Source organism: Sphingobacterium tabacisoli, assembly GCF_017908035.1.
Classification (GTDB): Bacteria; Bacteroidota; Bacteroidia; order Sphingobacteriales; family Sphingobacteriaceae; genus Sphingobacterium; species Sphingobacterium tabacisoli.
Window position 1 is genome coordinate 19,474 of record NZ_JAEQMU010000002.1, and the last position, 15,280, is coordinate 34,753.

Sequence of the window (15,280 nt, forward strand, 5' to 3'; positions counted from 1 at the left end):
AGCCTTTTTTGAGTCTAAGTAGGTGTCACTGTGTTGTGGGAGGACGGTTTTGTTTCTGGAGGGGCTAAATCTATTGTATTTCATCTGTATTAATCTAAAATTTGTGTAATTTTAATATTATGATTACACAGAAGGTCTCCCTGCGGGAGGTGCGATTTTATTCGCCAATTGGTTATTATGAAGAAGAACAGGTTGTCGGAAACGAGTTTTATGTAAGTGTGGATGTGTTTTTCCCCTTTGAGAACTCAGATGCTGAAGATTTAAAGAACACTATTAATTATGAGGAGCTTTATCAGATTCTTCTAGAAGTGATGAGTCCTAAGCGCAAGTTATTGGAGTCTGCATTGGAAGATATGCTTGATTTGATCCTTAAGAAGTTCAATTTTGCTCAAAAGGTTAATGTGGTTATCAAAAAGATTAATCCAGCATTTGGGGGAGATTTGGCAAATTCAGAAGTGAGTCTTATATATGAAAGGGATTGATTGACAGGATTTAGTGTTTGTTTAAATATATTAACGCGACATTTTGTCTGTTGATTTGGTTTTTAAATGTCAAAATGGCTTGTTTTTAACTTTGGTATTTTTATTGAAATAGACTGGCTGTATAAGTTTAGTATATAATTAAAAAATAAAAATAATTGGAGGACAAGAAAATGGCATTAATTAAATTCCCTACAAAAACAGTAAACACAGACAGTGTAAATCCATTTGTTAATAGCGTATTTGACAATCTTTTTAACGATTCATTTATCTCTGACCGTTTGGTAACACGTGTTCCAGCAGTAAATATCACTGAGACAGCAGAGGCTTTTGCTATAGAATTGGCAGCTCCTGGATTACAGAAATCTGATTTTAAAATCAATGTAGATAAGAACATCATCTCTATCAGTGTAGATAAGGTTGAAGAATCAGCATCCGATGATAAGTTGTACAGCAAAAAAGAATATAGTTATAGTTCTTTCTCTAGGTCTTTTACTTTGCCTGAGACTGTTAATTACAGTGATATTGATGCAGCTTATGTGGATGGAGTGTTGCAGGTTAAGATTGGGAAGAAAGAGGAGGCTATTGTGGCCAAACGCCTAATCGAGGTTAAGTAAGATAAATTATTAAAGTGTATAAAAGAGCCCCTTATTGGGGCTTTTTTCATTATGTCCTGCGACGTAACATTGCTTTTTGAAAAAAAATTGCAGTATTGAATATAATAATCTATCTTTGCGGTTCATTAAATAATTAACATTATTAATAAATAACAATGTACGCAATAGTAAATATAGCAGGGCAGCAATTCAAGGTTGCAAAAGACCAGTATCTTTTTGTACACCGTTTACAGGGAGAAGAAGGCGCTAGTATTGAATTTGACAATGTATTGTTGGCCGAAAACGGTGGTAAATTCACTGTAGGTACACCAAGTATCTCAGGAGCTAAAGTTTCAGCTACGATTTTGTCTCATTTGAAAGGTGATAAAGTAATCGTTTTCAAGAAAAAACGCCGTAAAGGTTACAAAAAGAAAAACGGTCACCGTCAACAATTCACTAAAATCCAGATTACTGGTATCAGTTTATAATCGAATTTTTAATCCTGACGCAAGTCATAAATTAAGATAAAGAAATGGCACATAAAAAAGGTGCGGGTAGTTCCAAGAACGGCCGTGAGTCACATAGTAAGAGATTAGGCATCAAGATTTTCGGTGGTCAGAAAGCTATCGCTGGTAACATTATCGTTCGCCAACGTGGTACTGTACATAATCCAGATGCTAACGTAGGTGTTGGTAAAGACCACACTTTATTTGCTCTAGTTGATGGAACAGTTGTTTTCCGTAAAAAAGCAAATAATAAATCTTATGTTTCAGTAGTTCCTGCTGAGCAAAACTAAGGTTTAGTTTAATCCTATTTAAAAGCCGCTAAGTACTCCTTGGCGGCTTTTTTTCTGCAAGTGTCTATTTTTAAATGGCCATCAAGAACTTTCATATCTGTTGGTGATTCAAAGGAATTATGAAAGTTTTTTCTGAAAGTGTTTTGTTTTCAATAGACATAACGAACCCTCGAGACATTTTCATAGCTATTTAGGGTGTTATTACAAGAGGGTTTGTTTTTACTATAGAACATATTGATGAAAACTTTCAATGATTTAAAAATCAGCTCGCCTATATTGGCCGCTGTAGAGGCGCTTGGGTATCAGAATCCGACACCTATTCAAGAGCAGGCTATTCCTGAGGTACTTAAAGGAAGGGATCTGTTAGGGTGTGCACAGACAGGTACAGGTAAGACCGCGGCCTTTGCAATACCTATTTTGCAATTACTTAATAATAATAGGCCTCAGGGGCTTAAGCGTGGTACCATTCGCTCATTAATTCTGACACCTACGCGTGAATTGGCTATACAGATTGGTGAATCTTTTAGTGATTACGGTAAGAATCTTAAATTGAGGCATACTGTTATTTTTGGTGGTGTCAATCAGTTCAGCCAGGTCAATGAAATTCGTCAAGGGGTAGACATTCTAATTGCAACTCCAGGTCGGCTTTTAGATTTAATGAATCAGCGTATCTTATCAATTAATCAGATCGAAATCTTTGTGTTGGATGAAGCCGATCGGATGTTGGATATGGGTTTTATACACGATGTGAAGCGAGTGTTGAATGCTATTCCCGACAAGCGTCAGACCCTGTTTTTTTCAGCTACGATGCCTAAAGCAATACAGTCTTTGGCGGACAGTATCTTGACCGACCCTGTCAAAGTTGAGGTCACCCCGGAGTCTACGACTGCAGAAACCATTCAACAGACTTTGTACTATATTGAAAAGGCCAATAAACCGAAGGCGTTGATGCATTTGTTGAAAAAAGAGGTAGATGATAACGTATTAGTCTTTACACGTACTAAGCACGGTGCGGATCGATTAGTGAAGCTACTGCATAGACAAGATATTTCAGCGGCTGCCATACATGGTAACAAATCTCAGAACGCACGTCAGAATGCTTTGGAAGGTTTCAAAAAGAAAGAGATTCGCGTCTTGGTCGCTACTGATATTGCCGCAAGAGGAATTGATATCGATCTTTTAAAGTACGTTATCAATTATGAAATCCCTAATATGCCCGATGCTTATGTGCATCGTATCGGCCGTTCTGGTAGAGCAGGGGCAGAGGGCTTTGCAATTTCGCTATGTGATGTAGAGGAGATTCCATACATCAAAGATATACAGTTTACCATTGGATTTGAACTCCCAGTAAAACGAATGGAGGACCTGAGTATGTCTCCTCAGTTTTTAGCGAAAGCTACTTTAGAGGCTGGTAAAGGAAAGACTAAAGGTAAAGCAGAGGCGTCTAAGCCGGGTGCTAAGCCTGACTATCGCCATAAAAAGAAATCATCTTCAGGTGGTAGAGGTCAATCGTCAGCTGGCCGTGGTCAGTCTTCGTCAGATGGTAGAGGTGGAGCTTCTTCTGGAAGAGGAAGATCTTTTGGAGGAAAGAGAGGATCCGGTAATTCAGGGAAGACATTCTAATAAAACAAGAAAAGGGCAGATTTATTTAAATCTGCCCTTTTTCATCGTGGAGAATAACGGATTCGAACCGATGACCTCTTGCCTGCCAGGCAAGCGCTCTAGCCAACTGAGCTAATTCCCCATTAGCTGATGCAAAGATATAAAAATATTAATCTGTTGCAAGTGTAAGCGTAAACTTTCCTCGATCTGTTTCCGAAACCTCTCGCATAAAGTTGTAGAATTGTGCATAGCTTTCGGGAGGGTAAGTACCTTCTTTAATTTCCAGTTTACGATAATATAGAAGCTTGCTATCTTTCAGGCTGATTTGAAGATGATAGGCGCCCATAGGAGAGTTTATAACTTTAGTGGTGGGCTGAAATTTATCTTTAATCTTCTCATGTATACTATAACTAATGCTATCAATATCTGTATAGCCCCGGTTGATGTAAAGGGGATTCATCCTGTTTTTTGATTCAGGGATGGTTGTGGCTAAACTGAAAAGATTAGGATGGAATATAAGTTGATCTTTATTCTTTGCAATATAGTTCTTTATATAGATGTCTGTTTTTTCAATAACTGTCGGTTCTAATTGGTCTTCTACGCTATAAGTATTATTTGAAAAGCTAATGTTGTCAATGTCATAAAACTGCTTTAGTAACTCTTGTTGCTCACGTTGCCCCTTAGAAACATTTTGAAAATGATTGTCAAATTGAGTCCCAGTGAATGTTGTTGTTATAGTTCCTTCGATATTACCGTTTTCTTTCACATTAATATGTCCTGTTCGGTTTTGCAAATTCTTAGTCGATGGATATTGAGTTGTTCGCAATATTTTCCCCCCATCAGGTGTACAGGCAAGAACTAGCCTGTCATCCGTAAATTTACCCAGGTAACCGAATGGGTGTTTGTTACTTGTGCACTCAATCCAGGTTGTGTCGTTTTCTAAAGGAAGGCATAGTATAATATGATTACCATCAACGGCATTTGCAAAATCAATATCTAGATTCTTTTTTTGATGACCAGCCTCTACAATACAGTATAAAGATTCGATACCCGCTTCTTTTAATAAAGCTTGGGTGTAATTTACTAGTGCCTTACAGTCTCCATATCCAAGTTGTTCTACATAAGAAGCTGGATAAGGCTCGAGCCCTCCGATTCCTATTTGGATACTAACATATCGTGTTTTATCCTGCATGTAGGCGAATAAGACTTTAGCTTTTTCTTTGTCTGAATCTAGTTGTGCTGTAAGTTCTTTTACTTTATTTTTAGTTTCGGGAGATAGCTCTTGCTTACCTATCAGAAGATTTTCATATACCCATTTCCCAAAATCAGACCAGCTTTTTACAGTTCCTTTTTTCTTGAAGTAGTGGAAGTTTTCAGGGACAGCCTTGATCAGGATCGCATCTTGTCGATCAAATGGTCTTAAAGGTTCTTCTTTCCGTGCTTTTATATTTTTTGCAGTCCATTTGTAAGTTTTCGATTTTTCTGTTGTTGTTACATGAGCAGCTTGAGGTAGATTCTTAGTTTTTATCCGCAGAGATTGATCTGGTTTACAGCTTAACTCATACGTGCTATTGACTACAGCAAGATCAGACATGTAGTCCGGTTGCCAATACGGAATAAATAGGGTTTGACTATGTTTTACCTCATAACTATATACAATGGTATAAGGGAAGGTGTGTGAGTTTGGGGTATAATGTTTAACCCGTATATCATCAAACATACTGACTTGACTTGTGGCACTGTGATCTTTGAAATCCTTCTGATTGAATTTGTTAATTTGATTGCCAAACTCATCTAAAATCTGCCCCTTGATATCTTTAATTGTTTTGCTTTTGTCATAGTATAAAACCAGTTCTGCATGTTTTTCTCCTGCTTTATTAAGTATTGTTATCGCTTTGCGAACGGTTTGTAATGCGTTTGAATAGTCTATATCAAAGGATATATGCTCTTCTTGTACTACAGCATTAGCGCGACTTAAGAGATCTTTTGATATGTCCGCGACCATGTATTTTTGAGCATCTGTTTGTAGGATGCACGAAGTCATTAATAGGGTGAAAATAATTCTATAAAGAAGCATCTGCAGTGTAATTGAATGAATGGTCTATCTTTAGTTGTTGGATGACTCTTGAGAACAATTCTTTTAATCCGAAATATTCATCTGTATTGTATATGGCCTTTTTAAGTGATAGCTGTTGCGTCACATGTAAGCTGTCGTCTACGAGTTCACTTTTATAGTTGTAGCGGGCCGTATTCTCCGGTAATACAAGACTTACATTTTTTGGTGAAGTCTTTACATTACTTCCCTTTGGAAGCTTTATGGTTATTGTATGACTCTCGTCTCTTCTGGAACCGATATCTACATGGTAGTTTCTTTCATTGAGATTGAAAGGGTTTTTAATAGTGCGGTTTATAAAGATAGGGTTGAAGTAAAAGGCGTTCCCTTTTATTTCATCACAGACTTTGGTTTCTATAGTAAAGTTTTCAATAAGAGAAATTTCATTGTTATCCAGATTTTCTATGTTAAGTTCTTTTACAGTTATACTTGTTAATTGATCATCAATAGCTTCTTGATATTCTTCCCTTGAAGGATACTCAAGTATGTTTCTGCGTTTACTTACGGCGTCCATTCCATTGTATATTATAGTGAGGCTACCTTTTAACACTCCACTGGGATCTAGTGAGCCATCGAAATTGTAATGAGTTGATGATATTTGATTGTTGATTAAAGGAATCCATTCCGAGGATTTTTTTGAAAAAACAATCCGCCCTTTTTCGTTAATACAGCGCATAGGGAGTTCGCCAAAAGGAAGCAGAGGGTCAGTCGCATCTGCTAGGTAGGTTTCATTCTGAATCTTAACTCCTGCTATTACATAATTAAAATCAGAGATGACAGGATGAAGGCTGTTAGGAATTCCATTATCTCGTGTAGAAACAAGAATAGGGTAGGATTCTATGCCGGCCGCATTGAGTGCTGTGATTAGAGAGAGGTTGATGTCTGCTGAGTTCCCCTTTTTGTTTTTTAAAGCGTCTTCAATGCCATTTTGTGCATATTTTCCATAGGTATTGTTCCATTTTATGTTCTGTTGAACCCATTTGAATACATTTTTAGCTTTATCAAGTTGATTATAGGAGGTGTCTCCTGATTTGGTTAACATTTCTTCAAGTAGATTTGTTTTCTTTAATTGTCCTCCAAAGTCTTTATCTGTCATGAGTTCTCTATCGACATCGCTCCATTTTTTTGTGAAAGATTTGACACCTCCTCCCGACATAGCCATTTCTTCTAGTTCAAAGCTGACTGCGGAGATGTAGTTTTTTGGAGCTAGCATATAGGCCTCCGCCTTAAAAGCTGGTATGCCTTCCATAAAGTACGTAATGTCAGAACAGTCTATTTTATTGCCGTTTAAAACTAGGCACTCGCGTTGTAGTTTTGATTTTGTGTCAGAAAGTTTCAGTGGACCTTTTAATGTAATGTTGTATTTATATATAGCTGGAATCAGTATTCGATAGTCACTTTTTAATTTTGGAATATCTGTTTGGAATTGCCACGATCTAAAGTTGAATATATCAGGTGAGACTACAGTGTATTCAAGTTCTACTATCGACCCAGTCTGAATATCCGGCATTGTAAATTTGTTTAATTTCACAAAATCGTTTCTATGTTCAAGAAAGATGTCTTTGTTTTTGAGGGGGGTGCTTTCGATTTTACCGTTTACAAGGTTATAGGTGGTCGCTTTTATATTGGTTATATACTCAAAGGTCGAACCATATTTATACAATGGAATTGTGAAGTTAGCCTGCTCATATCCTTCCTTTGTTAGGATTTTGAGTCGGGTCTTATAGTGATGGAATACCATTAAGGAGCGATCAGACTCGCTTTTATCAATGTGAGTCTTTCCATGTTCAAAGAGTGTTATGGCGTGAGCGCTAGAATCTATATCGTATACATTTGTTTCAAAATCGGAGAATCCTATTGTGGGAGTGCCCTCTAATTGTGCCATCAGCCGTGCTGAAAACAGCGTGAAAAGAGCTAAAAGAATATATCTCATAACTGAACAAGTGGGTTGGTATCTTCCCGAAAGGTAGATAAATATTACCCGAATTGCAAACTACAATTGTTACTCCGTACTCTGCAATAGCTGTTTTTCATAGAGTTCGGCATACTCCCCATTCGCCGCCAGTAAGCCGCTGTGGTTCCCTTCTTCTATTATTTTTCCATTTTCAAGAACAATGATGTGATCTGCGTTCTTTATTGTGGAAATACGGTGCGCTATAAATATCGTTGTTTTGTTCTTCATGATACGTCCCAGGTTGTGCAGTATTTCCTCTTCTGTTTTAGTGTCGACTGCAGAAAGGCAATCATCAAATATCAGCATTTGCGGGTCCTTTACCAATGCTCGGGCGATGGATAACCGTTGTTTTTGACCGCCTGAAAGTGTAAGTCCACGTTCGCCTATATGCGTCTGAAACCCCTCTTCAAAAGCAGCAATGTTTTCATATACAGCGGCATCTTTTGCGGCAGCTTCCACTTTGTCGATTTCGCAGGTGTCCAGGCCAAAAGCTATATTATTGGCAATAGTATCCGAGAATAGAAAAACTTGTTGTGGGACAAAGCCTATCTGATGGCGTAGTGACTTTATATTCAGGTCTTTTATGTCGTTTCCATCAAATGTTATTTGGCCTTGATCTGCGTCATACATCCTCAATAGAAGGTTGGCCAGTGTTGACTTTCCAGAACCGGTCTTCCCGATTATCGCTAGTGTCTGTCCCGCCTTAATATCTATGTTAATGCCGCTCAATGCCTGTATACCTGTTTCGGGATACGTAAAAGATAGATTTTTAATACGGATATTTCCAGCTAGTTCGTCGGTGATATTTCCGCTAATAATCTCAGGTTTGGTGTTTAAAAACTCATTTATTCGTTTTTGTGAAGCTGCAGCGCGTTGTATGAGCGACGTAACCCAGGCAAGTGCCATCGCTGGAAAGGTCAGCTGATTTACGTACATGATAAACTCAGCGATGTTACCGGCAGTGATAGTTCCTTTATTGACTTCAATTCCGCCAATATACACCGTTATTATTGTGCTAAAACCTACGAGGAATATAATCAACGGAAAGAATATCGCCTGCACTTTTACTAGGTCAAGAGAACTGTTGCGGTACACATTACTCTCATGCGCAAATTCTGCCATTTTTTGATCTTCCCTCACATAGGTCTTAATTACTCGTATGCCAGAGAATGTTTCCTGTACAAAAGACGAAAGCTTCGATAGTTGTGCTTGAATCTTCGTGCTACGTTTGTTTATTATTCGGTTTACCATTAGAATAATCAACGATATCACAGGAATAGGCAATAGCGCGTAGGTGGCCAAAGTCGGATTTACATCATACATAGCATATATGATCATCACAGAGAGTGTTACCGTGTTGATTGCATACATGATTGCTGGGCCAAGATAATTGCGCACTTGGTTTACATCTTCTGTAGCGCGATTCATTAGGTCACCCGTATTGTTTTTTCTGAAAAAAGAGAAATCCAGCTCTTGGTAGTGATTGTATATCTCGTTTTTTAGGTCATATTCGATATGCCTAGAGATAAGTATAATCGATTGCCGCATCAAGAAGAGAAAGATTCCTCTAAGCAATGCCAGGACAAGGACTACAATTCCGAAAAAAAGCAAGCTACTTCCGAAGACTTGATAGATGAGATTTTGTCGTTCGAAACCATCATAGAGCCTGTATAGGTCTATGTTTTCCTTGACTAGGTCAAAAGCTTCCCGTATTACTTTCGCAGGTAATATTCCGAAGTAGTTGGAAATAATAACGAAGATTACTCCTGGGATCAATCTCCATTTGTATTTGTAGAAATATTTATTGAGGTAGGATAGTTCTTTCATGTTGCGTCTCTATTACAAATGTAATGGTTTCGGTTTAATATCTTTTGGCTGTTTCTTTCTAATTCGTCATATAATTCTGTAAAAGCGACATATTTCAATAAATCACGGATAAAACGAATTAATTTTTTATTTTTGTAAAGCTTTTTAGAATAGTTTTTGAATTATTTTTTTTGATATGCAAAACGCTTCAGTTTTCGATTTGATGGCCTCTTCAGAACATCAGAATTTGTTTTTTTGCAATGACCCATCGGTCGGCCTGAAGGCCATCATTGCGATTCATGACACAACTTTAGGTCCTGCTATTGGAGGGGTTAGGATGTTGCCTTACGAGTCAGAAGGAGAGGCCGTTGAAGATGCGTTGCGTCTATCGAAAGCTATAACCTACAAATCTTCATTGGCCGGATTGAACTTAGGAGGAGGATGCGCTGTTATTATTGGTAATAACCGTACCGAAAAATCAGAAGTACTTATGCGTCGCTTTGGTAAATTTGTCAAAGGTTTGAATGGTAACTTTATAGCTTCTATCGACGTCGGTACCACTCAAAAAGATTTAGAATATATCCATGCAGAGACCGATTACGTAGCAGGTCTTCCTACTTCTATGAATGGAGGTGGTGATACTACCGTTTTTGCTGCTCGCGGTGTTTTTTATGGAATCAAAGCTTCTATAAAGGAATTGTACGGTGATGATTCCCTTGCGGGGCGTAAGATCGCGGTGCAAGGGGTTGGTTCTGTAGGGGAGCAGTTGGTTTCTATGTTGCGTGCGGAGAATGCGCGGGTTTACGTATCGGATATGACCGAAGAGCGTAAGATGAAAGTCGCCGCCAAATATAAAGCCGAGCCTATTCAGTATGCAACAAGTTATGAGTTGGATGTTGATGTGTATGCACCCTGTGCATTAGGAGGTACGGTCAATGTGGATACAGTGCCCAAGATGCGTTGCAAGATTATTGCTGGATCAGCCAATAACCAATTGAAAGATGAGGAGCGTACTATTCAATTGTTGAAAGAGCACAATATCCTTTATACCCCTGATTTTTTAATTAATTCAGGAGCATTAATTAGTTGTTATTCCGAGTTAGAGGGCTATGGTACAGATCGTACAGAGTCTTTGATACGTAATATATACAGCGCTACGCGCCACGTCTTACAGACGTCCCGAGAAGAAGATATCACTACATTCCAAGCCGCCAAACAGTTGGCAGAAAAGCGTATCTCTGATATGGCCAAGCTTAGAAGATAGTGTGCGTTCTTAGAATTTCGTTCTTATAAAATTATCGTTCTTATTACATATGTTAAACAGAAGACACCTTAGAGTTAAGGTATTGCAGACGCTTTACGCGTACAGTTTATCCGAAGATAAACAGGTTAAAGATTTTGAAAAGGCTCTTTTCAAGAATGTGGAAGAGGTCAATGAGATGTATATCTGGACATTGAACCTATTGGATGAGGTAGCAGAGTATGTGGTTTTGGATCAGGAGAGTCGTGCAGCTAAATTTCTGCCTACCGAACAGGATAAAATCTTAACTGCAAAGTTGAATAGCAACACTTTTATTGAGTCGTTGCGTCAGAATCGGACATATTTAGAGTTGGTTAAAAAGTACAACGTATCTTGGGGATTTGACCCGGAGATTGTTCGTTCTATTTTTGCTCAACTCAAGGATTCACCTGCTTATTTAGAGTATTTAGCTTCAACGGATCATAGTATCAATGCCGAAAAAGATATTATCAAATATATCTTCAAGAAAATAATTCTTAAGTCTGTGGATATTGAGCAGGTTTTTGAAGATAAATTCATCAACTGGCCAGTGGATAAGGAAGTTCTTCAGGCAATGATTGCTAAGACTTTTAAAAACTTCAGTTCAGAGAACCCTTCACAGAATAAATTGGCTGATCTTACACCAAGCTGGAGTGAAGATGAAGAGTTTATCTCTGAGTTACTGAAAACATCTATCCGCTACGGTGAAGAGTATCAGGCTCTGATTGCAGCAAAGACGAAGAACTGGGAGGCTGATCGTATTGCCCTAATGGATATTCTATTGATGCGTATGGCGATCAGTGAATTAATAAACTTTCCCTCTATACCGGTGAAGGTAACCATAAATGAATATATTGAACTTTCTAAATCGTTCAGTACATTGAAGAGTAATACTTTTATTAATGGTATTTTAGATAAAATCCTAGCTGATTTAACGAAGGAAGGACGTATTCGGAAAGCAGGTAGGGGATTAAAAGATTAACTTATGATATTTAAAAACACACTTTTGGCTTTTGCTGTTATTGGGTTATTGGCCGGTTGTGGCAATCAAACTGCAACTAATACAGAACAAAATGCGGAACAACCTGTAGTTTCTTCGGTAGCTGATACAACAGCCTCCAAGCAACAGGGCGTTATCGAATTTGAAGAGTCTGCCTTTGATTTTGGTAAGGTGAAAGAAGGAGCTGTAGTGGAGCACATCTTTAAATTCAAGAATACAGGAGCTGCTCCCGTTATTTTGTCTCAGGTTTCAGCCTCTTGCGGATGTACTACGCCAGATTTTACCAAAGAGCCGGTTTTACCTGGCAAAGTTGGTGAGATTAAGGTGAGTTTTAATAGTTTAGGGCAGGTCGGTAATCAACAAAAGATTGTGACTGTAAGCTCTAACGCAGAGAATAGAGTGACAACAATTCAGATTAAAGGAATTGTCGAAAAATAGAACAGTAATCAATAACTAAATAAATAATAAAATGATATCAACATTTTTTTTACAAGCTGCAGGTGGTGCAGGCGGAATCATGAGTTTCTTACCAATGATTTTAATCGTTGTTGTATTTTATTTCTTCATGATCAGACCGCAGATGAAAAAGCAGAAAGATCACAAGAAATATATTCAAGAGTTAGATGTTAATTCAAAAGTAGTAACTACAGCAGGGATACATGGACGTATCGTTGAGGTTAGTGAGGCTACTTTTTTGATTGACGTAGGTTCGGGCGTTAAGATGCGTTTTGATAAATCGGCAATCTCTTTAGATGCATCACGCGCTGCAAATACAGAAGTAAAGAAAGATTAATTTTTCTTGTTGCAAAGAATAAAGGCCATTCATGTTTTGAATGGCTTTTTTTTCGATAATACAACTCATTTTTTCTAAGTTTGTATATAAACAATCAAGGTACTACAAGCTGTGTAGATGTGATTTGAAGGCTTGTTCGAAAAGCGTGGAACAAAGAGAGCAAAGCCCCTTGTCGACTATAGAGCGTGTAATAATTATTTACCGATGAAACAAAGGAGAATAAATAAAATACAACGGCGGAAAATTTCCATTTTCATACGTTGCCTTGTTATTTCTTTTGTCGCTTGGTTGCTGATTGCTGTTTCCAATAAATATACCTTTACTGTTAAAGCAGGGATTGAGTACGTCAATATACCAGAGAAGCGAGCATTTCACCCTTTACAATCAGATACGGTCAGTGTGCGCATCAAAATGAGCGGTTGGAACGTCCTAATGTCCCGTCTAAACCCTGATACGGCAAATATCCAGGTTGACCTAAGCAGTCTGAGTAGCCGTAATTATATTGTTTTTTCAAATCAGATCGGTTTTATCAATAGGCAGTTTCCTGTGGATAAACAAGTCATTAGTGTAGGGCCGGATACTTTGTATTTTGATTTTTCCAAACAAACCCAGCGCAAAGTACCCGTTCGTGTACCGATGCATATTGCTTTCAAAAAACAATATGGTGTGGTTGGGCCTACTCGCACCAGCCCCGAATACGTAACGATTACAGGACCATTGGAAGATGTTGCAAATATAGAGTTTCTAGAGACGGACAGCGTATTTGGCACGCAGGTGCATACGGATATTAGGACTGTCTCCAATATCAATAGAAAGCAACGTACCAATGTTACCATCTATCCTACTTTTGCAGAGGTGACTATTCCTATTGGTGAATTAACAGAGAAGATTATTGAAATTCCCATAAAAGTGGAGAATGAAGGACGCTACACCTCCGTACGCACTATTCCGAGCAAGGTGACGGTTACAACATTAGTTTCTTTAAAAGACTTTAGCAAATGGACTGCACGCGATTTTGAAGCTATTGTTGATCTGGACAATTGGGCGGAAAATCGGGTTAAAAGTTTGCCCATTCTGATGACCAAAGTTCCTGATTTTGTTAAAATCATAAAGATAGAACCCCAGAACGTTGATTTCTTCGTTCGTAAATAAATCATAATGGGAATAAAAGTCGGTATTACGGGAGGAATTGGCTCAGGTAAGAGCTATATATCCCGCATTTTTAAAGCCATGGGAGTCCCCTTTTACGATGCGGATAAGGAGGCCAAGCAGCTTATGAATCACGATCCCGATATCCACAAAGGATTAGTGAATGCATTTGGCACAGAGGTTTACCAAGCCGACGGAGTATTAGATCGCAAATGGTTGGCTGAACAGGTCTTTAATAACAATGACAAATTAGAGATACTGAACAGTATTGTCCATCCTTTAGTCATCCGACATGGAGAAATGTGGGCGTTGCGTCAGACTGCGGCTTATAGCCTCAAAGAGGCGGCATTATTAATAGAGAGTGGATCTTATAAGAGCTTAGATTGCCTTATCCTGGTATCAGCGCCAGAAGAATTAAGGATTGAGCGTGTTATGCACAGAGATGCCGTGTCGCGGGCTGAAGTCCAGGGACGGATCGATAAGCAGATGCCTGAGTCTGAAAAAGAGAAATATGCGGATTTCATTGTTCATAACGATGGGGTGAGTCCTTTATTGCCGCAAATATTACATATACATCAACAGATTTTACAAAGAGAATGGTCGAAATAATTGACGACTTTTTAGTGGAGACCGCTTTAGGATACTATTGTCGGTACGGAGATTTTTATATTGATCCCAAACAGCCTGTACAAAAGGCCGTCGTTTCCCACGCTCATGGTGACCACGCCATACCTGGAAACCGGAATGTGTATTGTACAGCTGCTACAGCTGCTTTTATGCAGTATCGTTTTTCGAGGCACAGCCAGTCAAACTATTTCATTAAGGACTTTGATGAGAGGTTTGATTTAAATGGCGTAGAAGTTACCTTTATCCCTGCAGGACACATATTAGGATCAGCTCAGGTATTAATGGTTTTCAAGGGAGTGCGTTATCTCTATACAGGAGATTATAAGCTCCAGGAGGATCCTACTTGTGAGCCTATAGCTTACGTCCCAGCTGATGTATTGATTACAGAGACGACATTTGCAGACCCTGCTGTGATGCATCCCGATCCTATAGAAGAGATTAAAAAGCTACAGGCAGTGTCGACACATATTATGCTTGGATGTTATGCATTGGGCAAGTCTCAACGTCTTACACATCTACTCAATACCTATTGTCCAGAGAAAACAGTGCTTTTGCATCATAGTATGTTGCCTTTGCATCGTATATATGACGAGTTGGGCTTTGTTAAGTTAACGTACGAGACCTATCAGCGAAAATCTCTAAAAGAGGGAAAAGATAAAGTATATCTGGTTCCTCCGATGACCTTTAATCATTATATCCGGGCCAAGAACGTAGTTCGTGTTTTTGCATCAGGCTGGAAACGATTGCAACGGCAGAATGATCTTTCCCTGTATATTTCCGATCATATTGATTGGGCAGATCTACTGACGTACATTGGGCAGGTAGAACCGACCGAGATTTGGACAGTTCATGGTGAGGGTACACACTTACGTGAGTTCTATAGTGATAAAATGAAAGTTCGGAATATCTTAAAAGGATAGGAGAGCGCCGAAAATAAAAAAAGACTATCTGATGAGATAGTCTTTTTTTGTGGTGCCAGCTGGATTCGAACCAGCGACACAAGGATTTTCAGTCCTTTGCTCTACCAACTGAGCTATGGCACCTTACCAAGTTTTTGTTTTGAATCTGTTACTTGTCAGATTTTTT

Annotated in this window: 15 protein-coding genes and 2 tRNA genes; 12 read left to right on the forward strand and 5 right to left on the reverse strand. The window is 38.6% G+C overall.

The features are described from left to right. Positions 1-119: 119 nt before the first annotated feature. From JKG64_RS10950 to JKG64_RS10970, 5 genes are all read left to right on the forward strand, one after another. The gene (locus tag JKG64_RS10950; RefSeq protein ID WP_210354365.1) at positions 120-482 is read left to right on the forward strand and encodes a dihydroneopterin aldolase; all 363 of its coding nucleotides are present in this window, start codon (positions 120-122) and stop codon (positions 480-482) included. A gap of 170 nt (positions 483-652) precedes the next feature. Next, positions 653-1,096, forward strand: a complete 444-nt coding sequence (locus tag JKG64_RS10955; protein ID WP_210354366.1) for an Hsp20/alpha crystallin family protein — start codon at positions 653-655, stop codon at positions 1,094-1,096. Between the two features lie 155 nt (positions 1,097-1,251). Continuing rightward, the gene (gene rplU / locus JKG64_RS10960) at positions 1,252-1,563 is read left to right on the forward strand and encodes a 50S ribosomal protein L21 (protein ID WP_133582728.1); all 312 of its coding nucleotides are present in this window, start codon (positions 1,252-1,254) and stop codon (positions 1,561-1,563) included. 44 nt (positions 1,564-1,607) lie between these two features. Continuing rightward, on the forward strand, positions 1,608-1,871 hold the full coding sequence (gene rpmA, locus JKG64_RS10965; RefSeq protein ID WP_021070981.1) for a 50S ribosomal protein L27: 264 nt from the start codon (positions 1,608-1,610) through the stop codon (positions 1,869-1,871). A gap of 237 nt (positions 1,872-2,108) precedes the next feature. Further along, the gene (locus JKG64_RS10970; protein ID WP_210354367.1) at positions 2,109-3,494 is read left to right on the forward strand and encodes a DEAD/DEAH box helicase; all 1,386 of its coding nucleotides are present in this window, start codon (positions 2,109-2,111) and stop codon (positions 3,492-3,494) included. Positions 3,495-3,541: 47 nt separating this feature from the next. Here JKG64_RS10970 and JKG64_RS10975 read toward each other — a convergent pair. The 4 genes from JKG64_RS10975 to JKG64_RS10990 form a co-directional block, all read right to left on the reverse strand. Continuing rightward, positions 3,542-3,615: transfer RNA gene (locus JKG64_RS10975), tRNA-Ala, on the reverse strand. A 27-nt stretch (positions 3,616-3,642) separates the two neighbouring features. Next, positions 3,643-5,550 carry a DUF3857 domain-containing protein gene (locus tag JKG64_RS10980; protein ID WP_210354368.1) on the reverse strand — a complete coding sequence of 636 codons (1,908 nt, stop codon included), beginning with the start codon at positions 5,548-5,550 and terminating at the stop codon, positions 3,643-3,645. Next, positions 5,537-7,471: a DUF3857 and transglutaminase domain-containing protein gene (locus JKG64_RS10985; protein WP_210354369.1), complete on the reverse strand. Its 1,935-nt coding sequence runs from the start codon at positions 7,469-7,471 to the stop codon at positions 5,537-5,539. Before JKG64_RS10985 ends, JKG64_RS10980 begins: the two co-directional genes overlap by 14 nt. A gap of 117 nt (positions 7,472-7,588) precedes the next feature. After that, on the reverse strand, positions 7,589-9,367 hold the full coding sequence (locus JKG64_RS10990; RefSeq protein ID WP_210354370.1) for an ABC transporter ATP-binding protein: 1,779 nt from the start codon (positions 9,365-9,367) through the stop codon (positions 7,589-7,591). Positions 9,368-9,542: 175 nt separating this feature from the next. Between JKG64_RS10990 and JKG64_RS10995 the strand changes: the two genes are divergently transcribed. The 7 genes from JKG64_RS10995 to JKG64_RS11025 all read left to right on the forward strand — a co-directional run bounded on the left by JKG64_RS10995 (position 9,543) and on the right by JKG64_RS11025 (position 15,114). After that, positions 9,543-10,610, forward strand: coding sequence for a Glu/Leu/Phe/Val family dehydrogenase (locus JKG64_RS10995; RefSeq protein WP_133582722.1), 1,068 nt, complete (start codon positions 9,543-9,545; stop codon positions 10,608-10,610). 49 nt (positions 10,611-10,659) lie between these two features. Next, positions 10,660-11,607, forward strand: coding sequence for a transcription antitermination factor NusB (nusB, locus tag JKG64_RS11000; protein ID WP_210354371.1), 948 nt, complete (start codon positions 10,660-10,662; stop codon positions 11,605-11,607). Between the two features lie 3 nt (positions 11,608-11,610). Further along, complete coding sequence (locus JKG64_RS11005; protein ID WP_210354372.1) at positions 11,611-12,063, forward strand: DUF1573 domain-containing protein; 453 nt, start codon at positions 11,611-11,613, stop codon at positions 12,061-12,063. A 31-nt stretch (positions 12,064-12,094) separates the two neighbouring features. Further along, the gene (yajC, locus tag JKG64_RS11010; protein WP_210354373.1) at positions 12,095-12,418 is read left to right on the forward strand and encodes a preprotein translocase subunit YajC; all 324 of its coding nucleotides are present in this window, start codon (positions 12,095-12,097) and stop codon (positions 12,416-12,418) included. Between the two features lie 204 nt (positions 12,419-12,622). Beyond that, a complete protein-coding gene (locus JKG64_RS11015) occupies positions 12,623-13,570 on the forward strand; it encodes a CdaR family protein (protein ID WP_210354374.1) in 948 nt (315 codons plus the stop codon). 6 nt (positions 13,571-13,576) lie between these two features. Beyond that, on the forward strand, positions 13,577-14,176 hold the full coding sequence (gene coaE, locus JKG64_RS11020) for a dephospho-CoA kinase (protein WP_210354375.1): 600 nt from the start codon (positions 13,577-13,579) through the stop codon (positions 14,174-14,176). Further along, entirely contained in the window at positions 14,164-15,114 is a 951-nt protein-coding gene (locus JKG64_RS11025) for an MBL fold metallo-hydrolase (RefSeq protein ID WP_210354376.1), read from the forward strand. Before coaE ends, JKG64_RS11025 begins: the two co-directional genes overlap by 13 nt. Positions 15,115-15,164: 50 nt before the next feature. On the opposite strand, the gene JKG64_RS11030 is transcribed toward JKG64_RS11025, so the two are convergent. After that, positions 15,165-15,237 (reverse strand) — tRNA-Phe (locus JKG64_RS11030). Positions 15,238-15,280: the final 43 nt, after the last annotated feature.